Origin of the sequence: Sphingobium sp. B11D3D (genome assembly GCF_025961755.1) — a bacterium.
Classification (GTDB): Bacteria; Pseudomonadota; Alphaproteobacteria; order Sphingomonadales; family Sphingomonadaceae; genus Sphingobium.
Map to the genome: position 1 here is coordinate 2497436 of NZ_JAOQOG010000001.1, position 25023 is coordinate 2522458.

The following is a 25023-nucleotide window of genomic DNA, read 5'->3' on the forward strand; positions in this document are numbered from 1 at the left end:
GGCTGCGCGATCATGCGCCAGCGGCGCACACACGTCTTGTCAGCCCGCGAAAGCTCGATTGTCCGGCAGCGCCTGCCGCGCATTGGCGCGGGTCTGGCGGGGCGCCTCCTCGAAGCGCTCGCGATAGGCCCGGCTGAAATGCGCCGACTGGTTGAAGCCCCAGCGGAAGGCGATCTCGGAAATGCTCAATTGCGCATGGAGCGGATTGACCAGATCGGCCCGCGCGCGCTCAAGGCGCCGCCCTTTCACATAGCCGGTCACCGTCTGCCCTGAGCGCGCAAAGAGCTGCTGGATATAGCGCACCGACACGCCCTCGCTGCGCGCAACGGACTGCACCGAGAGGTCCGCGTCGGTCAGATTGGTTTCGATCGTGCGGCAGATCCTCTCGAATTGCCGGGCGCGGTGCGCGGCGGCACCACCTTTGGCCTCCACGCCGCCGGCATGGGCGATCACTGGCACGAGCAATTCGATCAGCGCAGTCTCAAGCGGCGCGAATTCGCGCGCCCGGCCTTCCGAGAGCGAGTCGGCAGCGCTGCGCAGCAGCATCAGCAGCGCGTGAGCCACCATGCTGTCCGGCTGAATAACGCCGATGCGCCGCGCCAGCGGCGCCAGCATCCGCGCATCGATCGCGACGCTGGGGATGCGCACGAAGAACTGGCGAAACTGCGTCTTGAACCGCAACGCAGCATCCACGCCCGTCGCGCCGTAGATGAGGCAGTCGCCGGTGAGCGGCATCACGCCTTCATGCGTCTCCAGCGAGGCCTCGCCATCGATGAGCAGACCCAGCCACAGGCCCGGTGCGGCCCCCGGCGTGCGGCCCGCGATGGTGAGGGCGCCGCCCGTCACCACCGCGAATTCGAAGCCCATCGGCGAGGTGATGGCGAGCACCGACCCGCCTGCCTCTGCCGTGTTCGGAAACGGCATCTGCAGGCGCTGCATGGCGGCGGCCCATGCCGGGGCGCGCTCCGCCGCCGGCAGCGACGCGACGTCGAAGGACCAGGCGTCCGGACTGGAGACTGCCTCCCCCGGCCGGGCCGGATCAGCGGGGATCGCGGACACTGCCCTTGTTCGGGAACATGCCACGGTCGATCCGCACATGGATGCCCTGCGTGCCATCGACAACCTGCGTCACGCCAAAGTCGGCGCCGACGCTCATCAGCGAATAGGCGTCCGTCCGCGACAGGCCCTGATGTTCGGAGAGCAGTTCGATCATGTCCATCGCGGCATTCTTCATCGCCGCATCGAGATCGTCGCCAAAGCCGTGGACGATCCAGTGATTGGGCGTCTCCAGCAGCGGCGATGGGAACTTGAAATCCTTGCGCAGGATGATCTGGAACAGCACGTCGAGCGAAGCTTCGATGGCGGTGCCGCTGATCTCGCCATCGCCCTGGCTGACATGCGGATCGCCGATGGAGAACAGCCCGCCCTTCACCTGCACGGGATAATACATGCGGGCATTGGCGCCGATCCGCCAGTTATCGATATTGCCGCCATGCAGGCCCGGCGGGATGGTGCTGACCGGCGCATCGACCGCAGGCGCGACGCCGGCGGTGCCGAGATGCGGGCGGGCAGGAATGGTTACGCCGGGCAGCGCCGGTTGCCGGTCGCAATGCGGGCAATTGGTGATGCGGCCGGGCGTCGTATAAACGCCCTCGACATCATAGGCGTAAAGCGCGGTGGCGGTGTTGGCGTTCGGGTCCAGCTCGTAGATCGTCACCCGCTCGGTCTCGCCGAACTCCTTGTAGAGATGCCCCCAGTTCGCCTGCAGATTGGAGCCGTAGTTGAAGCGCGGCGTCATCTGGAAATAGCGCACCTCCAGCATGTCGCCGGGCTCTGCGCCCTCGACATAGATCGGCCCGGTCATGATGTGACAGCCCGGTGCGCGCGTGCTGGGATCGACCTCGGTAAAGATGCGCTGGATGTGCTCGTCGAACATCAGCTCGGGATCGTCGCCAGCGTGGTGCGTCACCGCCTGCGCCTGGATGAGATCGCCGCTCTTGACGGTCAGCGCCGGTTTCAGTTCCGGTGAGAAGAAGCCCCAGTGCACGGTCTCAGGCGTCGCCCGCAAATAGTGCAGCGCTCCGGGCTGCGTTTCGCTCCGTCGCATTCCATGATTGCAGATCAGCGCCATAATTCCCCTGCTCGTCAGTCAGTGTTGGGTTTGTGGAGGCTCAGGAAGCCCCGATGAGGATGCTCGTCATGCCGAGCGACTTGTGATGGATGAAATTGGGGTGCAGCTGCGCTTCCTCACCCGGATGACGCGCACCCAGCACATAGAGCAGCGGCCAGAAATGGTCGGGCGTCGGCACCGACAGGCGGGCATCGTCGCCCAGCGCCGCGAAATCGATGACCGTCTGCGGGCGATCCGCGACCACGGCGTCCAGCATCGTGCTGTTGAACCGGTCGGCCCACGGATAGGGCTCGGCATCCGGGTTGTTCCAGTCCATCGCCGGCAGATTGTGGACGATGTTGCCGGTGCCCATGATGAGCACGCCCTCGTCGCGCAGCGGGCGGAGCATCTGGCCGATCTTCCAGTGCTGCTCGGGCGTGGCATTCACGTCCATGCCCAGCTGCACGACAGGAATATCGGCCTCGGGATAAGCGTGGACGAGCACCGTCCAGGTGCCATGATCCAGGCCCCAATTGGCATCCATATGGACCGGCACGGGATCGAGCAGTTCGGCCACACGCCGCGCCAGGGCGGGATCGCCGGGCGCGGGATATTGCATGTCGAACAGGGCCTGCGGAAAAGCCCCGAAATCGTGGATCGTGCGGGGTTGCGCCATCGCCGTCACGGCCGTGCCGCGTGTCAGCCAGTGCGCCGAGATGCACAGGATCGCCTTGGGCTTGCCGATGCTCTGTGCGATGCCCTGCCAGGCCTGCGTGGTGCTGCTCTGCTCGAGCGCCACCATGGGGCTGCCATGGCCGAAGAAGATCAGCGGCAGGCGGCTCATTGTCCGGCTCCCGCTGCGCAGGCGCACCTTGCGGACAGACAGGGTTGAACTTGTAGGCTCATGGTCGCTTTTGCCTCATGCTTGCCGCTCGGGCCGTTGCATTGGATGACTGGAGGCTATGGGAAGGGTCGCGGCCCGGTCTTGCAGATTGGCGCACAACATGTTGTTCCGCCAACCCGCCAAGCGGGCCGCACGCACCCCTCATTCCTTGGTGAACGTCTCGGGAAACTGCGGATTCTCGCCCGCCTTGCCCCACAGCAGGATCTCATTGCCCCACGGGTCGACGAAGCAGTGGTTATAGCCGTTGAACTCGGCCCAATAATGGTCGCGCCACAGCAGGGTCGCGCCCAGCTCCTGCGCCGTCGCCAGGATTCGATCCGCCGAATCATCGTCGCTGATCAACACCCAGATGCGCGGCTTGCGGCCATCGCTGGCGATATGGCGCGGCGCGACGCCTGCCGGGTCGGGATGCGGGCGCATATTGTCGACCTTGGCGATGCCCATATGGAGATTGCCGATCTCGCTGTCCGTCCCGTCCTTCTTCTTGAAGAAGCCGCCCGGCACCATGCGGTGATAGACGCCCATCGGGCGGGGATCATTCTCCCAGCCGAAGACCTGCGCGTAGAATTCGCCGGCAGCATTGGGATCGTCGGCGGGAATATCGAAGAAAATAAGCGAATTGGTCATCATCACCTCTGACTGGACACAAGCCTTTCGGCCGCCGCGCCAGTTAGGCAGCGCGGCGGACGCGAAGCTGTGTCTCCTACGAACAATGTTTTGATTTCGGGCCTCAGCCCGTCGCGGCGAGGCCCTGCCCCGCCGCCGGCGAGATCAGGAGGTTGCGTGCAACCGCGTGACCGGCGCCGAGGGGCCGCGACGACGGTCCCACTCCTGCTGGTAGCGGTCCACCAGCCACACATTGAGCTGGCGCTGCGCATCTTCCTGCCAGCTATAGCGCCCGCGCGGGGCGAAGCGGGACGAGAGCCCCTGCTGCACCAGCAGATCGACGTGCAGATCCTGCGCGACGATATCCGCCGTGTGCTCGTCATTGATCCGGCGCTTTTCCTCGAACTCCGGGTCCTCGAAGGCGCTGGGATGATAGAGGCTGCCGAAGGTCAGGCCGTGCGTGGTCGGCGAACGCGCATCCATGATGAGGTAGATCACCACATCGTTGAGCACGACCAGCGACAGCGTCGGCGGCAGGTTCACGAACAGCAGCCGGCTCTGCTCCTCCTCCGTCAGCTTGGGGAAGACCGGCAGCAGCGCCTTCTCGGTGGGGTTGAAGCTCGCATTGGGGTGCGTGGACCCGTTGAGGCGATAATAGCCCGCCGTCTCGCGCGGCACTTCGGGGAAGCTCGCCAGCGAACTCGGGACGAAATCGTGCAGCCCCTGGTGAAGCCGGCTGGCATGATAACCATCATTGTTATTCTCGAACTGGACCTTCCAGTTCCACGGATATTCGTGGGACAGCGGCTCGGGGCCGCGCAGGCTGGCAAACTCGTAATTCGCCACCACCGGCTCGATCGGCCCCATGCGCGATGCCAGCGATTCCGCTTCGGAATCGAAATTGACGAAGATGAAGCCGTGCCACAGCTCCACCTTGAGCTTGGGCAGATTATACTGCGCCTTGTCGAAATTGCAGGTGCGGCCCATCGCCGGCGCGCCGACCAGCTTGCCGTCCAGATCATAGGACCAGTGGTGATAGGGGCAGGTGAAACCGCGCGTATTGCCCTTGCCTTCCGCCACCAGCATGGCGCGGTGCTGGCACACGGCGGACATCGCCTTGATCTCCCCGTCCCGCCCGCGCGAGATGATGATCGGCTCATTGGCGTGGCTGGTCGTGAAGAAATCCCCGACCTCCGCGATCCACTCGTCCCGCCCGACGCAGAGCCACTCGCGATAGAACAGCGCGTCCTTCTCGAAGTCGTAGAACTCCTGACTCGTGTAGATCTCCGGCGGCAGCGTCTCCGCCTCGTCCGTGGGCTTCACCGAGGAGGCAAAGCTGTCGAAGAACTTGTCGGTCAGAAGAGTCATGTCACATCCTCGCAATTGGCGACCACGCCGCGCCGCGCGTTCAGTCCCGACCCTCGGCCAGAACCGCCATGCAGCGCGAAGCACCCCAGGCTGAGAAGATGTGTACCAACCGCCGCCCCGACTGGCTTTGCGCCGGGCGACCAACTTTTTGTCGAGAGAGGCAGGGTGGACCGGGTGGCGCGAAGCTGCGCGGGTTGGCCGGCGCCGTCAATAAGAGAGGTTGGGGTGCATTCCGGACGCGGCGCTGGCCCGACGCCGCGCATTCACGACGGGGCACGCTCTATAGCGCTTAACCTGTCTGCGATAAGGGGAAATGGTGGAGCCGAGGGGGATCGAACCCCTGACCTCTACACTGCCAGTGTAGCGCTCTCCCAGCTGAGCTACGGCCCCGATCATTGCAGCGGCGACGGGTGGGTCCGTCGCGGCGAGGCGCTGCCTTTAGGTCAGGCTCTGCCTCGCTGCAAGTCCATTTTTTATGGCGCGCAATCTTTCCTGCGCGCTCAGTTTTCTTCGTCGTTATCGTCGCCGGCATCGACGCCGAGATCGTCATCGCCGCCGAGATCGACGTCGTTGTCGGGCGAGCCTTCGGCCTCATCGACGTCGATGTCGATGTCCAGATCATCGTCCGCCGTGCTTTCCGTATCCGCGCCGGCCGCGACCTTCTGCGGCGCTTCCTCGAAGGGCAGCGGCTGCTTGGACTTGAGCACGGGCTCGGGCGTCCAGACATTGCCGCATTCGATGCATGTCACGGGCTCGTCCTTGCCCAGATCATAGAAGCGCGTTGCGCATTTGGGGCAGGTCCGCTTCGATCCCCATTCAGGCTTCACCATGTGCCGCCTCATCCTTCCAGAGAGTAATAGCCAAGTGCGCGGACAGGCAGGCCTGCCGCGAAGTGTGGGGCGCCTTGCCATAGCGGGCGGGCACTGTCAAAAGCAGTTCGCCATTTTTATTGCCCGCCCTCCTGCTCCGCGCAGCGACGGCCATTTTTCGGACCTGATTTTCATGACTGACATTGCGCGCAACATGCTCTTCGAGCCTGGCGCTCCGCTGCGCGGCACGGTGACCGTGCCCGGCGACAAGAGCATTTCCCACCGATCCCTGATGTTGTCCGCGCTGGCGGTGGGCGAGAGCTGCGTCTCCGGCCTGCTGGAAGGCGAGGACGTGCTGGCAACGGCGGCGGCGATGCGGGCGCTCGGCGCGCAGATCACGCGCGGCGAGGATGGCGTGTGGCGCATTCATGGCGTCGGCGTCGGCAGCCTGACGCAGCCCGCGACCGCGCTCGACATGGGCAATAGCGGCACCTCGACGCGCCTGCTGATGGGCCTGCTGGCGAGCCATGATCTCACCGCGACCTTCGTAGGCGATGCCTCGCTGAGCAAGCGCCCGATGGGCCGGGTCACCACACCGCTCGGGCTGATGGGCGCCGAGTTCATGACCTCGCCGGGCGGCCGCCTGCCGCTCACCATGCGCGGCATCGCCCCGGCGGTGCCGATCGAGTACCGGTTGCCGGTTGCATCGGCCCAGGTGAAGTCGGCCGTACTGCTCGCCGGCCTCAACACGCCCGGCATCACCCGCGTCATCGAGCCGGTGCCAACACGCGATCATAGTGAGCGGATGCTACGCGGCTTCGGGGTGGACCTGGTCGTGGGGATCGAAGCAGACGGCACGCGGATCATCTCGCTGACCGGTGAGGCCGAACTCAAGCCACAGACGCTGGTGGTGCCGGGCGACCCCTCCTCCGCCGCCTTCCCCGTGGTCGCGGCGCTGATCACGCCGGGGTCGGACATCACCGTCACCAATGTCGGCATGAACCCCACCCGCACCGGCCTGTTCGCCATGTTGCAGGCGATGGGCGCGGACCTGACGCTGACCAACCAGCGGGAAGTCGGTGGCGAGCCGGTCGCGGATATCGTCGCGCGCCACAGCACGCTCACAGGCATCGACGTGCCACCCGAGGTCGCGCCGAGCATGATCGATGAATTCCCGATCTTCTTCGTCGCGGCAGCCTGCGCACAGGGCACCACCCGCACCACCGGGCTGGATGAGCTGCGGGTGAAGGAATCGGACCGACTCGCCCTGATGGCGCAGGGCCTCGCCCGCCTCGGCGTGTCGGTAGAGGAGACACCCGACGGCCTCATCATCCACGGACGCGGTGGCGAGCCGCTGGACGGCGGCAATGAACCGCCGACGATCGGTGCCGATCTCGATCACCGCATCGCGATGAGCTTCGCGGTCGCCGGTCATCACACGCGCGGCGGCCTCATCATCGACGATATGAGCCCGGTCGCAACGAGCTTTCCCGGCTTCACCGACATGCTGGCCACGCTCAAGGGCGCGGCATGATCATTGCCGTCGATGGTCCCGCTGCCTCCGGCAAAGGCACAATCGCGCGGGCGCTGGCCCGGCATTATGGCCTGCCCCATCTCGACACGGGCCTGCTGTATCGCGCCGTTGGTATGACAGTCACGCGGCAGGGCGGGGACGCCGACAATCCGGCCGATGCCGCAGCGGCCTGCGCTTTTCCGGACAGCCTGCTCGCCGATCCGGCGCTGCGGTCGGAGGAAGCCGGCCCCCTCGCCAGCCGCGTCTCTCGTCACCCGCAGGTGCGCGCGGCGCTGCTGGAGCGGCAGCGTGCCTTCGCCGCACAGCCGGGCGGCGCGGTGCTCGACGGGCGGGATATCGGTACCGTAATCGCGCCGGATGCCGACGCCAAATTGTTCGTCACCGCCAGCCTTGCGGTGCGCGCGCTGCGCCGCCATGCGGAACTCTCCGCCCATGGCCATCCCGTCGCGCTGGAAGCCCTCTCCGCCGACCTCGCCGAGCGCGACGCGCGTGACATGCAGCGCGCCGATGCGCCCCTGAAGCAGGCCCAAGATGCGGACTTGCTGGATACAAGCAATTTGAGTATAGACGCCGCCGTTCAGCATGCGATCGCGCTGGTGGACGCTCGCCTGAAGAGTCGCCATTAGACGGCTTGGATGAGGCGCTTCGCGTTGCGAGGCGCCCTTTTGCTTTTCCCAAAGCACGAGTGATCGCCTTCGCGCCGCCTGGTGAATGCCCGGCCGGCATGAGGTCGTTCGGGCAGTTTGGCCAAAGACCACCGGAGACAACCGGTTGGCCAGCAACGACTTGAAGGAACTCTTACATGGCCTCTCAGGCAAACCCGACGCGCGATGATTTTGCCGCGCTTCTCAATGAATCTCTTGGTGGTGCAGACGGCGGCTTCGAAGGCCGCGTGGTCAAGGGCACCGTCACCGGCATCGAAAACGACCTCGCCGTCATCGACGTGGGCCTCAAGAGCGAAGGCCGCGTGCCGCTGCGCGAGTTCGCCATGCCCGGCCAGAAGGCCGATCTGAAGGTTGGCGACGAAGTCGAAGTCTATGTCGACCGTGTCGAGAACAGCAATGGCGAGGCCATGCTCTCGCGCGACCGCGCCCGCCGCGAAGCCGCGTGGGACAAGCTGGAATCCGAATTCGCCGAGAGCGCCCGCGTTGAGGGTGTCATCTTCGGCCGCGTCAAGGGCGGCTTCACCGTCGATCTCGACGGCGCCGTGGCCTTCCTTCCCGGCAGCCAGGTCGACATCCGCCCCGTGCGCGACGTCACCCCGCTCATGGACATTCCGCAGCCCTTCCAGATCCTCAAGATGGATCGTCGTCGTGGCAACATCGTCGTGTCGCGTCGGGCGATCCTGGAAGAGACCCGCGCCGAGCAGCGCAGCGGCCTCATCCAGACGCTGAGCGAAGGCCAGATCATCGAGGGGGTGGTCAAGAACATCACCGATTACGGTGCGTTCGTTGATCTGGGCGGCATTGACGGCCTGCTGCACGTCACCGACCTCAGCTACAAGCGGATCAACCACCCGAGCGAGATGATCAACATCGGCGACACGGTGAAGGTGCAGATCATCCGCATCAACCGTGACACGCAGCGCATCAGCCTCGGCATGAAGCAGCTCGAGAGCGATCCGTGGGAAGGCGCATCGGCCAAGTACCCGATCGGCGCCAAGCTCTCCGGCCGCGTCACGAACATCACCGAATATGGTGCGTTCGTCGAGCTGGAGCCCGGCATCGAGGGTCTGGTCCACGTTTCGGAAATGTCCTGGACCAAGAAGAACGTCCACCCCGGCAAGATCGTTTCGACGAGCCAGGAAGTGGAAGTTCTGGTGCTCGAGGTCGATGCCGAGAAGCGTCGCATCAGCCTTGGCCTCAAGCAGGCCCAGTCCAACCCCTGGGAGAGCTTTGCCGAGCGTCACCCGGTCGGCAGCCAGGTCGAGGGCGAAGTCAAGAACGCCACCGAGTTCGGCCTGTTCATCGGCCTGGACGGCGACGTCGACGGCATGGTCCACATGTCCGACATCGCGTGGGGCATCTCCGGCGAGGACGCGCTCAACCTGCATCGCAAGGGCGAGACCGTTCAGGCCATCGTGCTTGACGTGGACGTCGAGAAGGAGCGCATCAGCCTCGGCATGAAGCAGCTCGAAAAGGGCGCGCCTGCCGCTGGCGCGGTGCGTGGCACCGGCCTCAACAAGAACGAGACCGTGACCGTGACCGTTCTGGAAGTCCGCGACGGCGGCCTGGAGGTTCAGGCTGGCGACGACGGCGTCACCGGCTTCATCAAGCGCAGCGACCTTGGCCGCGACCGCGACGAGCAGCGCCCCGAGCGCTTCCAGGTCGGGCAGAAGTTCGACGCGCTGGTGATCGGTTTCGATCGCTCCAAGAAGCCGAACTTCTCGGTCAAGGCGCTCCAGATCGCCGAAGAGAAGCAGGCTGTCGCGCAGTACGGTTCGTCCGACAGCGGCGCGTCGCTGGGCGACATTCTGGGTGAGGCGCTCAAGGCGAAGAACTGATCGCCGGGTTTTCCCACCCTCTAATAATTGCGGCAGCGGGCCGGTCGAGCAATCGGCCGGCCCGCTCCGTTTACGGCCTGCTGCGGGGATTTTCCTTGATTGCTCGACGATGTTGGCGCATCGCGCGAGTCACGGAAAACGCAACGAAGGGGGACTCGGGGCACTTCCGGATTATGGGGGACGGCTTCGGCCTTTTCGGAAAGTAGCAGAGATGATTCGTTCTCAGCTCGTTCAAAAGCTTGCGCTTCTTCACCCTGACCTCAGCGGGCAGGAAGTCGATCGCATCGTGGATATCGTTTTCGACTCGATTACCGCGCGCCTGGCCGAAGGGGGCCGGGTAGAACTGCGTGGATTCGGCGCCTTCACCACCCGCGCACGGGACGGCCGCACGGGGCGCAATCCCCGCACCGGCGATTCGGTGGTGGTGCCGCCCAAGCGCGTGCCGCACTTCAAGCCAGGCAAGGAAATGCGCATTCGCCTGAATGCCGGCGACTGAGCACCGTCAACTGAGCCTTTGACGATCCGGCAGCCCGGCCATGCGGCAGCGCATCTGCCGGGTTGCGGTCATTCCGCGCACAGCATGTCCTTCACCCGGCTTGATAAGGGCTGGAACCGTCCTGCCGTGCATGGCATGGGCGTTCGCGCATCCCCATGTGCTTGCGGACGTGGCGAAATCGGTAGACGCAGCAGACTTAAAATCTGCTTCTCATCTGAGAGTGCGGGTTCAAGTCCCGCCGTCCGCACCATAGCGAATGCGATGTCGCCCCTTTCAAGCGCAGCCATGGTTGGACGAATCGCGTCGGCAGGCTACGGCCTCCCTGTAACGTCGATGGATTCTTGTCCGAACAGGGAGTGAAAGGCGATGGGCACCCGCCCCGCGCGAACCTGGGTCCGCCCCCTGCTGGCATTGGCCGTACTCGCCTCGGCGGGATGCAACAGCCCGCGCGACAACCGCACCGTTCGGGTGGACGTGATCGGCCAGAGCGAGGCGCTCGCCCAGCCGCTGCGCCACGGCAATGCACCGGCAGCCCGGCTGATCCTCGCCTCGACAGCGCAAGGGCTGCTCAGCTTCGATGCGCGCGGCGACATTGTCGGCGCGCTGGCGGAAAGCTGGATCGTCGAGGATGGCGGCCAGAGCTACATCTTCCGCCTGAAGCGGCTGCACTGGGCGGACGGCAAGCCGGTCCATGCCGATGAGGTCGCCCGGCTGCTGCGTGAGCGGATGCGCGCCAATCCGCTGCTGCTGGCGGGCCTTACCCCCGATGTCCGCGCCATGACCGACCGGGTCATCGAAATAAGGCTCGACATGAGCCTCCCCGCCTTCCTGCAATTGCTCGCCCAGCCGGACCTTGCGGTAATGACCCGCTCGGGCGACGGCACCGGCCCCTATCGCCGTGAGCCGGTTGCCAAGGGCGGGCCGGTCGTCCTGGCGCCCGCGATAGCTGCCAGCGAGGAGCCGGCGGAGGGCGAGCCCGAGAGCGAAGCCGCGCCCCCGGTCGAGCGGCGGGAAGTGCGCGCCGAGCGCGCGTCGCTGGCCTTGGTGCGCTTCCGCGCCCGCCATACCGATCTCGTGCTGGGCGGGCGCTTCCAGCACCTCCCCTTGATCGCCGCGGCCGGCCTCAACATGGCCGACGCGCAGGTCGACCCGGTCGAGGGCCTGTTCGGCCTCGCCTTTACGAGCACCTCGTCCTTCTTGGCAGACGTACCGGTGCGCGACGCGCTCGCCCGCCTTGTGGACCGGGACAAGCTCGCCGAGGTTCTGGGCTTGCCGGGCTGGCGCACCGCCACCTACCCGCTGCCTGCCTCCTATGAGCTGAACCGCCTGCCGAGCGCACCGGCATGGTCCGGCCGCTCACGCGAGGAGCGCGTCGAATCCGCCCGGCGGATCATCGACCGCTGGCGAGCGGACAAGGGCGACCCGCCGGTTCTGCGGATCGCCTTGCCGGACGGATCAGGCGCCTCCCTGCTGTTCCTGCGCCTGGTTCAGGATTTCGGACAGGCCGGATTGCAACTTGATCGGGTGGCTATCGACCAACCCGCCGATCTGCGGCTGATCGACGAGGTCGCGCCCTTTGACAGCGCGTTCTGGTATCTCGCCCGCCTCGATTGTTCGGCCGGGCTCCTGTGCGATCCGCGCGTGGCCAGCCGCCTCGCCGAGGCACGCAAGAGCCAGAATGACGAGGAGCGCGCTCGATTGCTGGCGGAAGCCGAGGAAGCGACGGTGGCGTTCAGCGGGTTCATTCCGCTCGGTCGTCCCATCCGCTGGTCGCTCGTCGGTCAGCGGCTCACCAACTTCAAACCCTCCTCGCGCGGGGTTCATCCATTGAATGCGCTGATCACCGTCCCCAACTAATCCTTCGCGCTGCCAGCAAGGCAGCCTGCAAAGGAACATGAATGGCCCGGGCGAGACCGCATAACGCCGCTGAAGGGATGGCGAGACAGTTTGAGAGCCTCGCCAGTTCGCGGCTCGGGCGCGATCCCCATGCGGTGCGCCGCCGCATCGAGATGATGGAGCAGGTGCTCGAAAATGCGATGGTGATCCCCGGGACGCGTATCCGCGTCGGGCTGGACGCTATGCTCGGCATCGTTCCCATCGTCGGCGATCTGCTCGCAGCGGCCATGGGCGCATGGATCGTTTGGGAGGCCCGCAATCTCGGGATGCCGCGCTGGCAGTTGCTGCGGATGAGCGGCAATGTCGCCTTCGACACCGCAATCGGCGCGGTCCCGCTGGTCGGCGACGCCTTCGACGTCATGTTCCGCTCGAACACGCGCAACCTGCGGATCATCCGCAAGCATCTCGACAAGCACCATCCACAAACAGCGATTATCGAAGGCTAAGCAAGCGGGCTCCGTCCCTCGGCGCCTTGAGCCTAAATGTTGCTGAAATCGAGACCGATATCTGCCGCTGGTGCCGACTGGGTCAACCGCCCGACACTGACATAATCGACGCCGGTGCTGGCAATGGCGCGGATGGTCTCCAGCGTAACCCCGCCAGACGCCTCCGTGGGCACGCGCTTTCCAACCAGCGTGACAGCGCCGCGCAGAACGCCCGGCGACATATTGTCGAGCAGCAGATGCGTCGCCCCGGCCGCGATGGCCGGCTCGATCTGGTCGATCCGGTCGACCTCCACGATCACCTCGGCAATCCCGGCAGCCACTGCCCGGCGCACCGCCTCGTCCACCGATCCGGCGACGGCGACGTGATTGTCCTTGATCATCGCCGCGTCCCACAGGCCCATGCGATGATTTTTCGCGCCGCCCATGCGCGTGGCATATTTCTCCAGCACACGCAGGCCGGGGATCGTCTTGCGGGTATCGAGCAGCGTCGCTCCGGTGCCGGCGATGCGGTCCACATAAGCCCGCGTCATCGTGGCGATGCCGGTCAAGTGCTGCACCGTGTTGAGTGCCGACCGCTCCGCCGTGAGCATCCCGCGTGCGCGGCCCTTCAGGCGCATCAGGTCAGTGCCGGCCGGCACCTGATCACCATCCGCGACGAGCAGCGTGATCTCGACATCGGGATCGAGCGCACGGAAGAAGGCTTCGGCCAACGGCAGGCCCGCAACCGTCACCGCGTCGCGACTGTCCATGACGCCGCTGAACACCGCATCGGCGGGAATGACGCTCTGCGACGTCACATCCCGCCCGCCCCCGTTTACAAGACCATCAAGGTCCTCGGCGAGGGTGGCGGCGACGAAGGCGTCGAGGTCGAAGCGGTCAAGTGTGAAGGGCATGATGCGCTCGCTTTTTCATCGCCGCCTCGAAAGCGCAAGAGCGTTCCTCAAGCTCGGCGAGGGAGGGACCGGCCAGCGCGATCCGCGCCTGCGCCATCAACCGCTCGCCTTCCAGCCGCAGCGCCTCCCGTCGGGGCTGCGAGGCGAGGCCTGCGGAAATGCCCAGCAGACAATCGAGAAACTGCGCCGCGGCAATAGGGCTGGTCGCGGCAGCCGAGCGCAGGGAGCCGAACCCGCGTCGCAGGAAATGATCGAAATCGTCATTGAGCGGAATGACACGCTGCCAGTCTTCTTCTTCCTCTCCCGGTCTGCTGCGCAGATCGCGCCGGGCAAGTTCGCTCATCGAAGCGCCGAGCCAATGCATCGCCGTCACCGCCGTGAAGGGATCGTTGATGCCAGGCGACAGGGCGCGCAAGCCAATCTCGACCAGCTCGTCGATCAGAAATTCGATGTCCTGCGCCGGAGACCGAAATCCAGCGAGTGAGAAACAGTCCCGCAGTTGCTCGGCCATCTCATCATCCACATGACAGCCGTGGACGGACATCAGGCCAATCTCGGGATGCACAAAATCGCCGGGACGCAGGCGCATGATCACGCGGCAATTGTGCTCGCGGGCAACGTCAGCCAGGCCCGAGAAATCGACGATCTGGATATAGCCGCTGCCCGTCGCCGGCACGATCTGCCCGTCGGACAACGCCATCATCTCCACATCGTCGCCCTCTTTCGGAAAGCGCTGACGCACTTCCTTGGTGAGGCGCCGTCCGATCTCCTCAAGTACGGAATTGATGCGGATGCTGGCGGGCACATGATTGAGGAAGAAGACCAGCACGCCGATGGAAATCAGCATCAGGCCGGTGGCGATGACCAGCGAGAGTTGCGGCACGAACCCCACATCGACACTGGATTCCGCCGCCTCCCGGACAACCCGCAGCACCATAACGGCATAGACGAACGTGCCGATGAACGTCGCCAGCGAGAGCTGGTTGCCGCGATCTTCCATGAAATTGATGAGCAGGCGCGGGCCGTAATTACCCGAGGCATAGACCACGGCGGCAATGGTGATCGAGAAAACGGTCGACGCCACGCCGATCATCGATCCGGCAATCACGTTGAGGACATTGCGCGCCCCCTCCGGCCGCGCGGCATCCACGAACTTGACGAGATGGGCGGCCTGCCCCGAGCGATCGATGGCGACGGTGACGATCGCCAGCGCGAGGGCGAGCATCGTGAATAGCGCCGGATAAAACCAGTAGCTCGCGTTAACGTTCAGCCAGAGCGAGCGCAGGCGGACGATCACCGGGGCGGCTCCCCGCTCACCGCGCTCCCACGTCGCCCTGCCCGACCGTGTCGCTAGCGAGATCCAGCATCCGGTCGAGGCTCTTCTTCGCGGCGACCCGCAGCTGCTCATCCATCTCGATGCGCGGCTGGAGATCGCGGAGCGCGATGTAGAGCTTCTCCAGCGTGTTGAGCGCCATATAGGGGCAGACGTTGCAATTGCAGTTGCCGTCCGCACCCGGCGCGCCGACGAAGCGCTTTTCGGGGATCGCCTTTTCCATCTGGTGGATGATGTGCGGCTCGGTCGCGACGATCAGCGTGTCGCCCGGCATATCCTTGGCATATTGCAGGATGCCGCTGGTCGAGCCGACATAATCGGCATGATCGATGATAGCCGGCGGGCATTCGGGGTGAGCCGCAACCGGCGCGCCGGGGTGCATGGCCTTGAGCTTGAGCAGCTCAGTCTCGCTGAAGCTCTCATGCACGATGCACACGCCCGGCCAGAGCAGCATCTCACGCCCCAGCTTGCGCGAGAGATAGCCACCCAGATGCTTGTCCGGCCCGAAGATGATCTTCTGGTCCTTGGGGAGCTTGCTCAGGATTTTCTCGGCAGATGAGCTCGTGACGATGATGTCGCTGAGCGCCTTCACCTCCGCCGAGCAATTGATGTAGCTGAGCGCGATATGATCGGGATGGGCCTCGCGGAAGGCCTTGAACTGCGCGGGCGGGCAGCTGTCTTCCAGGCTGCAGCCGGCGTCCATGTCCGGCAGGATCACGATCTTCTCGGGGCTGAGGATCTTCGCCGTCTCGGCCATGAAGCGCACACCGCAAAATGCGATCACGTCCGCATCCGTCTCCGCCGCCTTGCGGGACAGCTCTAGGCTGTCGCCCACAAAGTCGGCCAGGTCCTGAATCTGCGGCTTCTGGTAATAATGCGCGAGGATGACCGCGTTGCGCTCCTTGCGCAGGCGATTGATCTCCTCCAGCAGGTCCAGCCCCGCAAGACTTCCGCCGATCCCGCCGCGTGCATCCATCACCGAATCTCCTTTGTCATGCGGGGGAGATGGCCACGAAGCGCCCGGCGATCAACCTCTAACCGCGCTCAGGGGAAGAAGGCCCGCATATCGCGCATCGCGCCGGGTGTCCCGGCGACCATATCGCGCGTGATGGCAAGGCCCATCGGGCTGTAGGCGATGGCATCGGCAATGAGCTGACTGCCGATCAGGATGCCCGCTCCCCACAGCCATGCAGCGTGGACCCGTCCTTTGCGCCGCCAGTCCCACACCATGCCGGCCAGGATGAACATCATAGGCGCCACGACAGCCGCGACCCACCAGCCCCAGGGGATGAGGAACGGCATCGGCAGCAGCCGCCCGAAGCCGGGGCCGGTCAGCCCGGCCATGGCGCCGCACATCAGCCGCCGGTGCCAGTCGGGACGGGCGCGCAGGACGAGCGCCGCCCCGACGGTGAGCGCGAAAGCCAGCAGGCCGATGCTGTTGCCGAAGAGAAATTCATTAGTATCGAAGAAAGGAGGCCCGCCGATTGCGCGCACCGAATGACGCGTCACCGCCAGACCCAGCACGACCATGCCCGGCACCCAGAGCAGCGCGAGCACACCAAGTCGCCGGTGCAGGCGCACCGAGCCGCCCGCCGCCAGAAAGGATTGCGTGACGAAAAGAACCAGCCAGCCGAAGAAAACCAGCGCATGGACATGAAGCAGCAGGGGCGCAGCGAAGGTCGAGCGGCCGGCGGCGACGTTGAACGAGAAGCCCGCCACAATGACAAAGGCCATCGCCAACGCCAATTTGAGGAAGAAGCTGCGCTCGCGCTCGATCTCGGATCTGATGCCTGAAGCAAGTGTTGCCATGACGGTCCCCCACCGTTGCCTGGACGGCGGGGAAGCTGATCCTGTTCGCGCTTTCCGTCAAGCGCCTAAATCAGCACCCTCGCCCAGACCCCGTCCGCTCTATCCTCTACCAGCCCCCGCCGTTGCAGATCGATGAGATGGGCCAGCACGGATCGTCCGGCGGCACCGTGCAAGCGTGGATTGAGGCCCACATACATGCTCGCGACAAAATCCGGGATGGTGACAGCGCCCTGCCGCTCCAGAATGCGCAGGATCTGTCCTTCCCGCATCCGCCGATGCCCCAGCATGCCGCGCGCGAAACGCTGGGGCTGCGTCACCGGTTCGCCATGGGCTGGATAATAGATGCTGTCCGAGCGGGCGACGAGACGCTCCAACGAGGCGAGATAATCGCTCATGTCGCCATCCGGCGGCGAGACGACGCTCGTAGACCAGCTCATCACATGGTCGCCGGTGAACAGCGCCGCTTCTTCCTCGAGCGCGTAGCACAGATGATTGGAGGTGTGGCCGGGCGTCGCCAGCGCCGTCAAAGTCCAGCCCGTGCCCACGATTTGCTCGCCCTCCGCGAGCACCTGGTCGGGACTGTAATCGGGGTCGAATGCCGCATCGGCGCGCGGCCCGTCATCCTCCAGCGTCAGCGGCGCGCAGCCGATGATCGGCGCGCCACTGCGCTGTGCCAGCGGCCGCGCCGCCGGACTGTGATCGCGATGGGTGTGGGTGCAGGCGATAGCAATGACGGGGCGACCGGCAATCGCCGCTTCCAGTGCATCCAAATGGGCAGGATCATCCGGGCCAGGATCGATTACGGCAAGGTCGCTGTTGCCCACCAGATAGGTCTGCGTCCCCTCAAAAGTGAAGGGCGAGGGATTGGGTGCCAGCACGCGCTGCACCAGCGGCGACAGGCGCATGACCCGGCCGGTGTCGGCGGCGAGACTGGGGGCAGCAGGCATCATCTCTTCCATGTGTCACGGCCGCCGCCGATTGCAAGGCGCAAGCGGAAATGCGGGCGAAACTGTCGGAGCGCTTTACAGGTCGCAACCTCTTGCCCCGCCCTTAACCAGCGTCGCCGCCCGCTTCCCTCACCCGGAGAAACTGGCACGGCGCTTGCTCTTCTTGTCGACACACCCGCTTTGGGGGACGGGCACCCGGTCTTCTTGCCTGTCCCCCAATCCCTTTGTCTCCCAATCCCTCCGAACTCCGGCGCCCGAACGCAAAGCGGGCGCCGGGCTTTTTGCCCCGCGCCCGCTTGAAAAACCAAATGGAATCCGATCAGGCGGCGATGACGCCCTGCTCTGTGAGAAGCTGCTTGAGCTCGCCCGCCTCATACATTTCCATCATGATGTCCGAACCGCCAAGGAACTCGCCCTTCACGTAAAGCTGCGGGATGGTCGGCCAGTCGGAAAAGCTCTTGATGCCCTGGCGGATCTCCTGATCCTGCAGCACATCCACGCTCTCGAAGGGCGCGCCGAGCCGTTCCAGAATGGCAATGGCGCGGCTGGAGAACCCGCACTGCGGGAACAAGGGCGTGCCTTTCATGAAGAGCACGACATCGTTCTTGCCGACGATATCGGCGATGCGGGCGTGGACGGGGTCGGTCATGTCTGGTCTCCGGGCAGCAGTGCGGCGCGATGCCGGCGCTGCGCTATCAGTTGGGAACGGCTGTGGTCAGTTGCAAGGCGTGAAGCTCTCCGCCCATGCGACCGCCCAGCGCGGCATAGACCGCACGCTGCTGGGCAATGCGATTCATCCCCCGAAAGCTCTCGGAGGTGACGCGCGCCGCATAATGATCGCCATCGCCGGCCAGATCGGTGATCTCCACCGTCGCATCCGGGAAAGCCGCGAGGATCATCGCCTCGATATCGCCAGCCGCCATGGGCATGTCAAAAGCCCCTCAATTCTCTTCCTGCATGAACTGGCGACGCGCCTCGGCGGCCTTGTCGCTCAGCGCCGTGCGTACGCGCTGCTCGTCCATGTCGACGCCGGCCGATACGAGATCGCCCATCACCTTGCGGATCACGTCCTCATCGCCGGCTTCCTCGAAGTCCGCCTGCACGACCGCCTTGGCATAGGCATCGGTCTCTTCCTTGGTCAGCCCCATCAGGCCGGCCGCCCACTCGCCCAGCAGGCGGTTGCGCCGGGCAGCAACCCGGAACGCGAGTTCCTGATCCATGGCGAACTTGGTCTCGAACGCCTTCTCGCGATCGTCGAATGAACTCATGAAAGAAGCACCTTCATCTGGAGGTAAGCGATACAAACTCTACTTAAGAAGCAGCCGCCCCAATGGCAACGCGCGGGCCGGGGCGAGCGAACGATTTCAGGCGGCCGCCGGCACCAGCCAAGGCCGCGTCTGCGCATCGCGCGCCTCGAACGCGCCGATGGTATCGCCCTGCGCCATCGTCAGGCCGATCTCGTCGAGCCCGCCCAGCAGGCAGCTTTTGCGGAACGGGTCGATCTCGAAAGTGAAGCGGTCCTGAAACGGCGTCGTCACCGACTGGTTCTCAAGGTCGATGCTGATCGGATCGGTCTTGGCGACCTCCAGCAACCGGTCGACCGCTTCCTGCGGCAGCACCACGGTCAGGATGCCGTTCTTGAAGGCATTGCCGGAGAAAATATCGGAGAAGCTCGGCGCGATGACGGCCCGCACGCCCATGTCGATCAGCGCCCAGGCGGCATGTTCGCGGCTCGACCCACAGCCGAAATTGTCGCCCGCCACGATGATCGGCGCACCGGCATAGCGCGGATCGTCGAACACATTGCCCGGCTCCTTGCGCAGCGCCTCGAACGCGCCCTTGCCCAAGCCCGTGCGGCTGATGGTCTTGAGCCATTCGGCCGGAATGATGATGTCGGTGTCGACATTCTTCAGGCCGAAGGGATAGGCGCGACCTTCAACGGTGGTGACGGGTTCCATGCTGGTCCTGCTGATGACGGGCTGTTTGACCGGTCAAGTGGCGGATGTGCGCGCTTGCGTCAAGATGCCGACCCGATATGCAGGCGGCCGACGGCGATGTGCGGAGGAGATGAGGCAATGGCAACAAGCGGCACATGGCGGCCGATGCGCGCCAGTGACATGGCGGCAGTCAAGGCGATCTCCGATGCGGTCCATGGCCACTATACCGAGGATGAAGCGATCTACGCCGAGCGCCTCGGCCTGCATCCGGCGGGCTGTTTCGTCTTCGAGGATGCCGGGCGCGTGCTCGGCTATCTTGTCGCCCACCCTTGGGAAGGGAACAGCGTGCCCGCCTTCAATGCCCCATTGGGCGCCATTCCCGAGAACCCCGGCAGCTATTATCTGCATGATCTTGCCCTGCTGCCCGACGCGCGCGGCAGTGGCGCCGGGCGCACTGCGCTGGGGCTGATCGTCACACAGGCGCGCCGCGAGGGTCTTGGTGAAATCTGGCTGACGGCCGTCAATGGCGCAGACAGCTTTTGGGCCTCGCAAGGCTTCGAGGTGGTCGAAGCGCCCGATCCGGCCGGTTATGACGAGACTTGTCGCCGCATGAAGCTGCGTGTTTCGATGGCCTGACAGCGCAGATTGAGAAGTCCGCGCCCGTCTAACGTCACACGCGCATTCAGCGTGCGGCTGGCTTTTCCGCCTTTGCGGGCACAGCCGCGGACTGGCCGAGGCCCATGGCCATGGCGGCGCTGCCGAGAGCACCGGCGACCAAAATCCAGAAAATGACTTTCATTGCGTCCCCTTACGCTTGCTCGGGCACCATTAGTTCGCGAACGTCCGCAAGTCGACCCCTGATCGCGGCAGCGGCGGCCATCACCGGCGAGACGAGATGGGTGCGCGCACCCGGCCCCTGCCGACCCATGAAGTTGCGGTTGCTCGTAGAGGCACAACGCTCGCCACTGGGAACACGATCCGGATTCATGCCCAGGCACATGGAGCAGCCCGGCTCGCGCCACTCGAACCCGGCCTCGATGAAGATGCGATCCAGCCCCTCGGCCTCGGCCTGATGCTTGACCAGACCGGAGCCGGGCACGATCAGCGCCTGCTTGATGCCGTCGGCAACCTTGCGGCCCTTGAGCACCGACGCAGCCGCCCGCAGATCCTCGATGCGGCTGTTGGTGCAGCTGCCGATGAAGATATGCTCGACCGTCACGTCTTCCATGCGCTGGCCGGCGGTGAGGCCCATATAGGCGAGCGACTTGGCCGCAGCTTCCCGCTTGGACGGGTCCTCGAAGCTCTCCGGATCGGGCACGATGCCGGTGATCGGCACCACGTCCTCGGGGCTGGTGCCCCAGGTGACGGTCGGCGCGATCTCGCTCGCCTCCAGCCGCACATGCTTGTCGAACACGGCGCCTTCGTCGGTCACCAGCGTGCGCCAATAGGCGACCGCGCGCTCCCAATCGGCACCCTGCGGCGCCATCGGGCGGCCCTTGATGTATTCGAACGTCTTCTCGTCCGGCGCAAAGAGTCCCGAGCGCGCGCCACCCTCGATCGCCATATTGGCGACGGTCAGCCGGCTCTCGATGCTCATGGCGCGGAAAGTCGAGCCGCGGAATTCCATGACATGGCCGGTGCCGCCGGCGGTGCCGATGCGGCCGATGACGGCGAGGATCACGTCCTTGGCGGTGACGCCATAGCCCAGCTCGCCCTCGACCTCGATGGCGAGCGTCTTGCTCGGCTTGAGCAGCAACGTCTGCGTGGCGAGCACATGCTCGACCTCGCTGGTGCCGATGCCGAACGCCAGCGCGCCCAGCGCGCCGTGCGCGGCCGTATGGCTATCCCCGCAGACCAGAGTCATGCCGGGCAAGGTGAAGCCCTGCTCGGGACCGACGACGTGGACGATGCCCTGATTGATATCGGTCGCGCCGAAATAGCGGATGCCGAACTCGGGCGCGTTGCGCTCCAGCGCGGCGAGCTGCTGCGCGCTCTCCTTGTTGACGATGGGGATGCGATTGCCCTGCGCATCCACCCGCGCCGTGGTCGGCACGTTGTGGTCAGGCACAGCCAGCGTGAGGTCGGGACGGCGCACCTTGCGCCCGGCAAGGCGGAGCCCCTCGAACGCCTGCGGGCTGGTCACTTCATGGACGAGGTGGCGGTCGATATAGATCAGGCACGTGCCATCGTCGCGCTTCTCGACGACGTGCGCGTCCCAGATCTTCTCATAAAGGGTGCGGGCCTGGGTCATAATGGGGCTGCCCTACATCTGTCGCGGTCGGGGGGGAAGCCCCTATATCGGGCGCTCGAAGTCCGTTTCAATGGCGCGCGCGGCGCTCCTCCTCTCGTCGCCCCGGACTTGATCCGGGGGTTCCGCTGCCTGGTGCGCGATCGCTGAACAAGAAGCGTCATCCCGGATCAAGTCCGGGATGCGGAGTGTTGGCGGGGCAGCGGAGCGCTCGGAACCGCCCCTCCTCAGAAGAGAAGGGGGTAACTACCGCGCGTTAACCCGACGCCCTACGAGACGTAATGCGCCGTCGTCTTGGCCGCGACTTCCTCGGCGGTAACACCCGGCGCCAGTTCCACGAGGCGGAAGGGCTGATCGTGCGAAACGCGCTGGAAGACGCACAGATCGGTGACGATCATATCCACCACATCCCGGCCGGTGAGCGGCAGGGTGCATTCCGGGATGAACTTGGGGCTGCCGTCCTTGGCGGTGTGCTCCATCACCACGATGATCTTCTTGACGCCGGCGACGAGGTCCATCGCGCCGCCCATGCCCTTGATCATCTTGCCGGGGATCATCCAGTTGGCGATGTCGCCCTTTTCGGAGACTTCCATCGCACCCAGCACGGTGAGATCGATGTGCCCGCCGCGGATCATCGCGAAGCTGTCGGCGCTGGAGAAATAGACGCTGCTCGGCAGTTCGCTGATCGTCTGCTTGCCGGCATTGATGAGATCGGGATCGACCTCGTCATCATAAGGGAACGGGCCGATGCCGAGCATGCCGTTCTCGCTCTGCAGCGTGACTTCCACGCCCGGCGGGATGTGATTGGCGACCAAGGTCGGGATGCCGATGCCGAGATTCACATAGAAGCCGTCCTGAAGCTCCTTCGCGGCGCGCGCGGCCATTTCATCGCGTGACCAGCCCATTATGCGGCCTCCCTTTCGCGGACAGTGCGGAATTCGATCTTCTTGTCATAGGGCGCACCGACGATCATGCGCTTCACATAGATGCCGGGCAGATGGATGCTGTCCGGATCGAGGCTGCCGACGGGCACCACTTCCTCGACTTCCGCGACGCAGATCTTGCCGGCGGTGGCCATCGGCTGGTTGAAATTGCGCGCGGTCTTGCGGAAAATCAGGTTGCCCGCTTCATCGGCCTTCCAGCCCTTGATGATGCACAGATCGGCATAGATGCCGCGCTCGAGCACATATTCCTGCCCGTCGAAAATCTTGGTTTCCTTGCCCTCGGCAACCTGCGTGCCCACACCGGTCTTGGTGTAGAAGCCCGGAATGCCCGCACCGCCGGCCCGGCAGCGCTCGGCCAGCGTGCCCTGCGGACAAAACTCCACCTCCAACTCGCCTGCCAGATACTGCCGCTCGAACTCCTTGTTCTCGCCCACATAGGACGAAATCATCTTCTTCACCTGGCGGGTGCGCAGCAGCTTGCCCAGCCCTTCGCCGTCGATGCCGGCGTTGTTGGAGGCGAAGGTGAGATCCTTCACGCCAGAATCGCGGATCGCGTCGATCAGGCGCTCGGGAATACCGCACAGGCCGAACCCGCCGGCGCAAATGAGCATTCCGTCGTGGAGCAGGCCATCGAGAGCGGCTGCAGCATCGGGATAGAGTTTCTTCACGCGTGTCTCCTTGGCACGGATGGAGCGAAAGCTGATCCGCCCATAAGAGCGCGGGACCGGACGGTCAAATGCCCGGATTGCATGAAGCGGTAGGGAAACCGAACCGTACCGGGTGAGCGATGCTTGCTCGGACATAAACAATGAAGGCCGCACTCGCATCCGCGAGCACGACCTTCATCAAAAACGCTTGAGCGTTACGGCTTGGGGTCAGACCCGGTCGCCGAGGGCTCCCTTCACGGAGCCTTTGAGGCCCTGGCCCTTACCCTTGAGCTCTTGGCCGAGACCTTCAGCCTGTTGATCGGGATCGTTGCGCTGCTTGCCGATCTCCTGTTTGGCCTTGCCGACTGCTTCGTTGACGGCACCCTTGGCCTTGTCGATCAATTCACCCATGATAGGTCTCCAATCGCTGAATTCTAATACGGCCGGACGATCCGACCGTCTGAAAATCAAACGAGTTGGGACGCGGCTGGTTCCGACAAACACGACCAGCGGTTGGCCGCGCTTGGCTCAGATCAAGCCGGCGAGCGGACTTGAGGGGTCGGCATACATGCGTCGCCCCATGCGCCCGGCGAGGTAGGCCATGCGCCCGGCTTCCACAGACGCCTTCATCGCGGCCGCCATCAGCACCGGCTTTTTGGCTTCGGCAATGGCGGTGTTCATCAGCACGCCGGTGCAGCCCAGTTCCATCGCCACCGCTGCATCGGAGGCCGTGCCGACGCCGGCATCGACCAGCACCGGCAGCTTGGTGCCTTCAACGATCAGACGGATGGTCACCCGGTTCTGGAGGCCCAGGCCCGAGCCGATGGGCGCGCCAAGCGGCATGATCGCCACCGCGCCCGCACTCTCCAGCTGCTGCGCGGCGATTGGGTCGTCGGTGCAGTAGACCATCGGCTTGAAGCCCTCCTTGGCGAGGATTTCCGTCGCACGGATGGTCTCGACCATGTTCGGGTAAAGCGTGCGGGCTTCGCCCAGCACTTCCAGCTTCACCAGATCCCAGCCGCCCGCCTCGCGCGCAAGCCGCAGCGTGCGGATCGCGTCTTCAGCCGTGAAGCAGCCGGCGGTGTTCGGCAGATAGGTGATCTTCTTGGGGTCGATGAAGTCGGTGAGCATCGGCGCCTTGGGGTCAGACACATTCACCCGGCGCACCGCCACGGTGACGATCTCCGCGCCCGACGCCTCAACCGCGGCGGCGTTCTCTGCAAAATCGCGATATTTGCCAGTCCCGACGATCAGCCTGGAACGGAAGGTGCGACCCGCCACGCTCCAACTATCGTCGGCCAGCACCGGCGATCCATCGCCACCGCCGACGAAGTGCACGATCTCCAGCTCATCGCCATCCTCGACGATCACATCGGCCAGCTTCGCACGCGGCACGACCTCCAGATTACGCTCGACCGCCACCTTCTCGGGCGCCAGCCCAAGCTCATTGGCCAGATGCGCTATGCTGTGCCCGGCGCGCACGCGGCGATGCTCGCCATTGACCCGGATGCCGATCGTTCCGTCCGCGCTCATGCCGTGTGTTCACCTTTCGCTTTGAGAGCCGTTCGCCACGCCATATAGGGTGGAGCCCAA

27 protein-coding genes and 2 tRNA genes are annotated in these 25023 nt (G+C 65.0%); 8 read left to right on the top strand and 21 right to left on the bottom strand.

Annotated elements, in window-relative coordinates; all coding sequences use genetic code 11:
• Positions 1–39: 39 nt before the first annotated feature.
• The 7 genes from M2334_RS11750 to M2334_RS11780 all read right to left on the bottom strand — a co-directional run bounded on the left by M2334_RS11750 (position 40) and on the right by M2334_RS11780 (position 5818).
• Entirely contained in the window at positions 40–1059 is a 1020-nt protein-coding gene (locus M2334_RS11750; protein ID WP_264586860.1) for a helix-turn-helix domain-containing protein, read from the bottom strand.
• Entirely contained in the window at positions 1040–2131 is a 1092-nt protein-coding gene (locus M2334_RS11755) for an acetamidase/formamidase family protein (RefSeq protein WP_181559146.1), read from the bottom strand. The genes M2334_RS11750 and M2334_RS11755 overlap by 20 nt, the downstream gene beginning before the upstream one ends.
• A 40-nt stretch (positions 2132–2171) precedes the next feature.
• Positions 2172–2954 carry a 4,5-DOPA dioxygenase extradiol gene (gene ygiD / locus M2334_RS11760; protein WP_264569825.1) on the bottom strand — a complete coding sequence of 261 codons (783 nt, stop codon included), beginning with the start codon at positions 2952–2954 and terminating at the stop codon, positions 2172–2174.
• 201 nt (positions 2955–3155) lie between these two features.
• On the bottom strand, positions 3156–3641 hold the full coding sequence (locus M2334_RS11765) for a VOC family protein (RefSeq protein ID WP_264605509.1): 486 nt from the start codon (positions 3639–3641) through the stop codon (positions 3156–3158).
• 144 nt (positions 3642–3785) lie between these two features.
• Complete coding sequence (locus M2334_RS11770; protein WP_181559143.1) at positions 3786–4988, bottom strand: aromatic ring-hydroxylating oxygenase subunit alpha; 1203 nt, start codon at positions 4986–4988, stop codon at positions 3786–3788.
• A gap of 314 nt (positions 4989–5302) precedes the next feature.
• A tRNA-Ala gene (locus tag M2334_RS11775) sits at positions 5303–5378 on the bottom strand.
• A 110-nt stretch (positions 5379–5488) separates the two neighbouring features.
• Positions 5489–5818 (bottom strand): TIGR02300 family protein, encoded by a 330-nt coding sequence (locus tag M2334_RS11780; RefSeq protein ID WP_181559142.1) that lies wholly within the window; start codon positions 5816–5818, stop codon positions 5489–5491.
• A 172-nt stretch (positions 5819–5990) separates the two neighbouring features.
• Between M2334_RS11780 and aroA the strand changes: the two genes are divergently transcribed.
• From aroA to M2334_RS11815, 7 genes are all read left to right on the top strand, one after another.
• Entirely contained in the window at positions 5991–7331 is a 1341-nt protein-coding gene (gene aroA / locus M2334_RS11785; RefSeq protein WP_181559141.1) for a 3-phosphoshikimate 1-carboxyvinyltransferase, read from the top strand.
• Entirely contained in the window at positions 7328–7957 is a 630-nt protein-coding gene (locus tag M2334_RS11790) for a (d)CMP kinase (protein WP_264605510.1), read from the top strand. Before aroA ends, M2334_RS11790 begins: the two co-directional genes overlap by 4 nt.
• A 176-nt stretch (positions 7958–8133) precedes the next feature.
• The gene (gene rpsA / locus M2334_RS11795) at positions 8134–9834 is read left to right on the top strand and encodes a 30S ribosomal protein S1 (RefSeq protein WP_181559139.1); all 1701 of its coding nucleotides are present in this window, start codon (positions 8134–8136) and stop codon (positions 9832–9834) included.
• Positions 9835–10045: 211 nt separating this feature from the next.
• Positions 10046–10330 (top strand): integration host factor subunit beta, encoded by a 285-nt coding sequence (locus M2334_RS11800; RefSeq protein ID WP_181559138.1) that lies wholly within the window; start codon positions 10046–10048, stop codon positions 10328–10330.
• A gap of 163 nt (positions 10331–10493) precedes the next feature.
• Positions 10494–10580 (top strand) — tRNA-Leu (locus M2334_RS11805).
• A 116-nt stretch (positions 10581–10696) separates the two neighbouring features.
• Positions 10697–12187: an ABC transporter substrate-binding protein gene (locus M2334_RS11810; RefSeq protein ID WP_264605511.1), complete on the top strand. Its 1491-nt coding sequence runs from the start codon at positions 10697–10699 to the stop codon at positions 12185–12187.
• A 77-nt stretch (positions 12188–12264) separates the two neighbouring features.
• Positions 12265–12672, top strand: coding sequence for a DUF4112 domain-containing protein (locus M2334_RS11815; RefSeq protein WP_264576197.1), 408 nt, complete (start codon positions 12265–12267; stop codon positions 12670–12672).
• Positions 12673–12704: 32 nt separating this feature from the next.
• Here the strand turns inward: M2334_RS11815 and nadC are convergent, their stop codons facing one another.
• From nadC to leuD, 9 genes are all read right to left on the bottom strand, one after another.
• Complete coding sequence (nadC, locus tag M2334_RS11820) at positions 12705–13565, bottom strand: carboxylating nicotinate-nucleotide diphosphorylase (RefSeq protein ID WP_264605512.1); 861 nt, start codon at positions 13563–13565, stop codon at positions 12705–12707.
• Entirely contained in the window at positions 13549–14862 is a 1314-nt protein-coding gene (locus M2334_RS11825; protein WP_264605513.1) for a DUF2254 domain-containing protein, read from the bottom strand. The genes nadC and M2334_RS11825 overlap by 17 nt, the downstream gene beginning before the upstream one ends.
• Positions 14863–14878: 16 nt before the next feature.
• Entirely contained in the window at positions 14879–15874 is a 996-nt protein-coding gene (nadA, locus tag M2334_RS11830; protein WP_264605514.1) for a quinolinate synthase NadA, read from the bottom strand.
• A 68-nt stretch (positions 15875–15942) separates the two neighbouring features.
• Entirely contained in the window at positions 15943–16707 is a 765-nt protein-coding gene (locus M2334_RS11835) for a hypothetical protein (RefSeq protein WP_264605515.1), read from the bottom strand.
• Positions 16708–16772: 65 nt separating this feature from the next.
• Positions 16773–17657: an MBL fold metallo-hydrolase gene (locus M2334_RS11840; protein ID WP_413716445.1), complete on the bottom strand. Its 885-nt coding sequence runs from the start codon at positions 17655–17657 to the stop codon at positions 16773–16775.
• A gap of 316 nt (positions 17658–17973) precedes the next feature.
• Entirely contained in the window at positions 17974–18303 is a 330-nt protein-coding gene (grxD, locus tag M2334_RS11845) for a Grx4 family monothiol glutaredoxin (protein ID WP_264569806.1), read from the bottom strand.
• A gap of 46 nt (positions 18304–18349) precedes the next feature.
• A complete protein-coding gene (locus tag M2334_RS11850; RefSeq protein ID WP_181559130.1) occupies positions 18350–18583 on the bottom strand; it encodes a BolA/IbaG family iron-sulfur metabolism protein in 234 nt (77 codons plus the stop codon).
• A gap of 12 nt (positions 18584–18595) precedes the next feature.
• Positions 18596–18922, bottom strand: coding sequence for a DUF1476 domain-containing protein (locus tag M2334_RS11855; RefSeq protein ID WP_264574774.1), 327 nt, complete (start codon positions 18920–18922; stop codon positions 18596–18598).
• A 96-nt stretch (positions 18923–19018) separates the two neighbouring features.
• Entirely contained in the window at positions 19019–19612 is a 594-nt protein-coding gene (gene leuD / locus M2334_RS11860; RefSeq protein ID WP_264579379.1) for a 3-isopropylmalate dehydratase small subunit, read from the bottom strand.
• 117 nt (positions 19613–19729) lie between these two features.
• On the opposite strand from leuD, the gene M2334_RS11865 reads away from it, so the two are divergent.
• Entirely contained in the window at positions 19730–20227 is a 498-nt protein-coding gene (locus M2334_RS11865; protein WP_264605517.1) for a GNAT family N-acetyltransferase, read from the top strand.
• Positions 20228–20399: 172 nt separating this feature from the next.
• On the opposite strand, the gene leuC is transcribed toward M2334_RS11865, so the two are convergent.
• The 5 genes from leuC to thiS form a co-directional block, all read right to left on the bottom strand.
• Positions 20400–21842: a 3-isopropylmalate dehydratase large subunit gene (gene leuC, locus M2334_RS11870; protein ID WP_264605518.1), complete on the bottom strand. Its 1443-nt coding sequence runs from the start codon at positions 21840–21842 to the stop codon at positions 20400–20402.
• Between the two features lie 266 nt (positions 21843–22108).
• A complete protein-coding gene (locus M2334_RS11875) occupies positions 22109–22744 on the bottom strand; it encodes a CoA transferase subunit B (RefSeq protein WP_264576204.1) in 636 nt (211 codons plus the stop codon).
• Positions 22744–23451 carry a CoA transferase subunit A gene (locus tag M2334_RS11880; protein ID WP_264569800.1) on the bottom strand — a complete coding sequence of 236 codons (708 nt, stop codon included), beginning with the start codon at positions 23449–23451 and terminating at the stop codon, positions 22744–22746. Before M2334_RS11880 ends, M2334_RS11875 begins: the two co-directional genes overlap by 1 nt.
• A gap of 207 nt (positions 23452–23658) precedes the next feature.
• Positions 23659–23841, bottom strand: coding sequence for a CsbD family protein (locus M2334_RS11885; RefSeq protein ID WP_264576205.1), 183 nt, complete (start codon positions 23839–23841; stop codon positions 23659–23661).
• Positions 23842–23958: 117 nt separating this feature from the next.
• Positions 23959–24963, bottom strand: coding sequence for a sulfur carrier protein ThiS (thiS, locus tag M2334_RS11890; RefSeq protein ID WP_264605519.1), 1005 nt, complete (start codon positions 24961–24963; stop codon positions 23959–23961).
• Positions 24964–25023 lie beyond the last annotated feature (60 nt).

Excerpts from the sequence above, each read along its gene's own strand:
- M2334_RS11755 (WP_181559146.1), bottom strand. The coding sequence starts at position 2,131 with ATGGCGCTGATCTGCAATCATGGAATGCGACGGAGCGAAACGCAGCCC.
- ygiD (WP_264569825.1), bottom strand. The coding sequence starts at position 2,954 with ATGAGCCGCCTGCCGCTGATCTTCTTCGGCCATGGCAGCCCCATGGTG.
- M2334_RS11765 (WP_264605509.1), bottom strand. The coding sequence starts at position 3,641 with ATGACCAATTCGCTTATTTTCTTCGATATTCCCGCCGACGATCCCAAT.
- M2334_RS11770 (WP_181559143.1), bottom strand. The coding sequence starts at position 4,988 with ATGACTCTTCTGACCGACAAGTTCTTCGACAGCTTTGCCTCCTCGGTG.
- M2334_RS11780 (WP_181559142.1), bottom strand. The coding sequence starts at position 5,818 with ATGGTGAAGCCTGAATGGGGATCGAAGCGGACCTGCCCCAAATGCGCA.
- aroA (WP_181559141.1), top strand. The coding sequence starts at position 5,991 with ATGACTGACATTGCGCGCAACATGCTCTTCGAGCCTGGCGCTCCGCTG.
- M2334_RS11790 (WP_264605510.1), top strand. The coding sequence starts at position 7,328 with ATGATCATTGCCGTCGATGGTCCCGCTGCCTCCGGCAAAGGCACAATC.
- rpsA (WP_181559139.1), top strand. The coding sequence starts at position 8,134 with ATGGCCTCTCAGGCAAACCCGACGCGCGATGATTTTGCCGCGCTTCTC.
- M2334_RS11800 (WP_181559138.1), top strand. The coding sequence starts at position 10,046 with ATGATTCGTTCTCAGCTCGTTCAAAAGCTTGCGCTTCTTCACCCTGAC.
- M2334_RS11810 (WP_264605511.1), top strand. The coding sequence starts at position 10,697 with ATGGGCACCCGCCCCGCGCGAACCTGGGTCCGCCCCCTGCTGGCATTG.
- M2334_RS11815 (WP_264576197.1), top strand. The coding sequence starts at position 12,265 with ATGGCGAGACAGTTTGAGAGCCTCGCCAGTTCGCGGCTCGGGCGCGAT.
- nadC (WP_264605512.1), bottom strand. The coding sequence starts at position 13,565 with ATGCCCTTCACACTTGACCGCTTCGACCTCGACGCCTTCGTCGCCGCC.
- nadA (WP_264605514.1), bottom strand. The coding sequence starts at position 15,874 with ATGGATGCACGCGGCGGGATCGGCGGAAGTCTTGCGGGGCTGGACCTG.
- M2334_RS11835 (WP_264605515.1), bottom strand. The coding sequence starts at position 16,707 with ATGGCAACACTTGCTTCAGGCATCAGATCCGAGATCGAGCGCGAGCGC.
- M2334_RS11840 (WP_413716445.1), bottom strand. The coding sequence starts at position 17,657 with ATGATGCCTGCTGCCCCCAGTCTCGCCGCCGACACCGGCCGGGTCATG.
- grxD (WP_264569806.1), bottom strand. The coding sequence starts at position 18,303 with ATGACCGACCCCGTCCACGCCCGCATCGCCGATATCGTCGGCAAGAAC.
- M2334_RS11850 (WP_181559130.1), bottom strand. The coding sequence starts at position 18,583 with ATGCCCATGGCGGCTGGCGATATCGAGGCGATGATCCTCGCGGCTTTC.
- M2334_RS11855 (WP_264574774.1), bottom strand. The coding sequence starts at position 18,922 with ATGAGTTCATTCGACGATCGCGAGAAGGCGTTCGAGACCAAGTTCGCC.
- leuD (WP_264579379.1), bottom strand. The coding sequence starts at position 19,612 with ATGGAACCCGTCACCACCGTTGAAGGTCGCGCCTATCCCTTCGGCCTG.
- M2334_RS11865 (WP_264605517.1), top strand. The coding sequence starts at position 19,730 with ATGGCAACAAGCGGCACATGGCGGCCGATGCGCGCCAGTGACATGGCG.
- leuC (WP_264605518.1), bottom strand. The coding sequence starts at position 21,842 with ATGACCCAGGCCCGCACCCTTTATGAGAAGATCTGGGACGCGCACGTC.
- M2334_RS11875 (WP_264576204.1), bottom strand. The coding sequence starts at position 22,744 with ATGGGCTGGTCACGCGATGAAATGGCCGCGCGCGCCGCGAAGGAGCTT.
- M2334_RS11885 (WP_264576205.1), bottom strand. The coding sequence starts at position 23,841 with ATGGGTGAATTGATCGACAAGGCCAAGGGTGCCGTCAACGAAGCAGTC.
- thiS (WP_264605519.1), bottom strand. The coding sequence starts at position 24,963 with ATGAGCGCGGACGGAACGATCGGCATCCGGGTCAATGGCGAGCATCGC.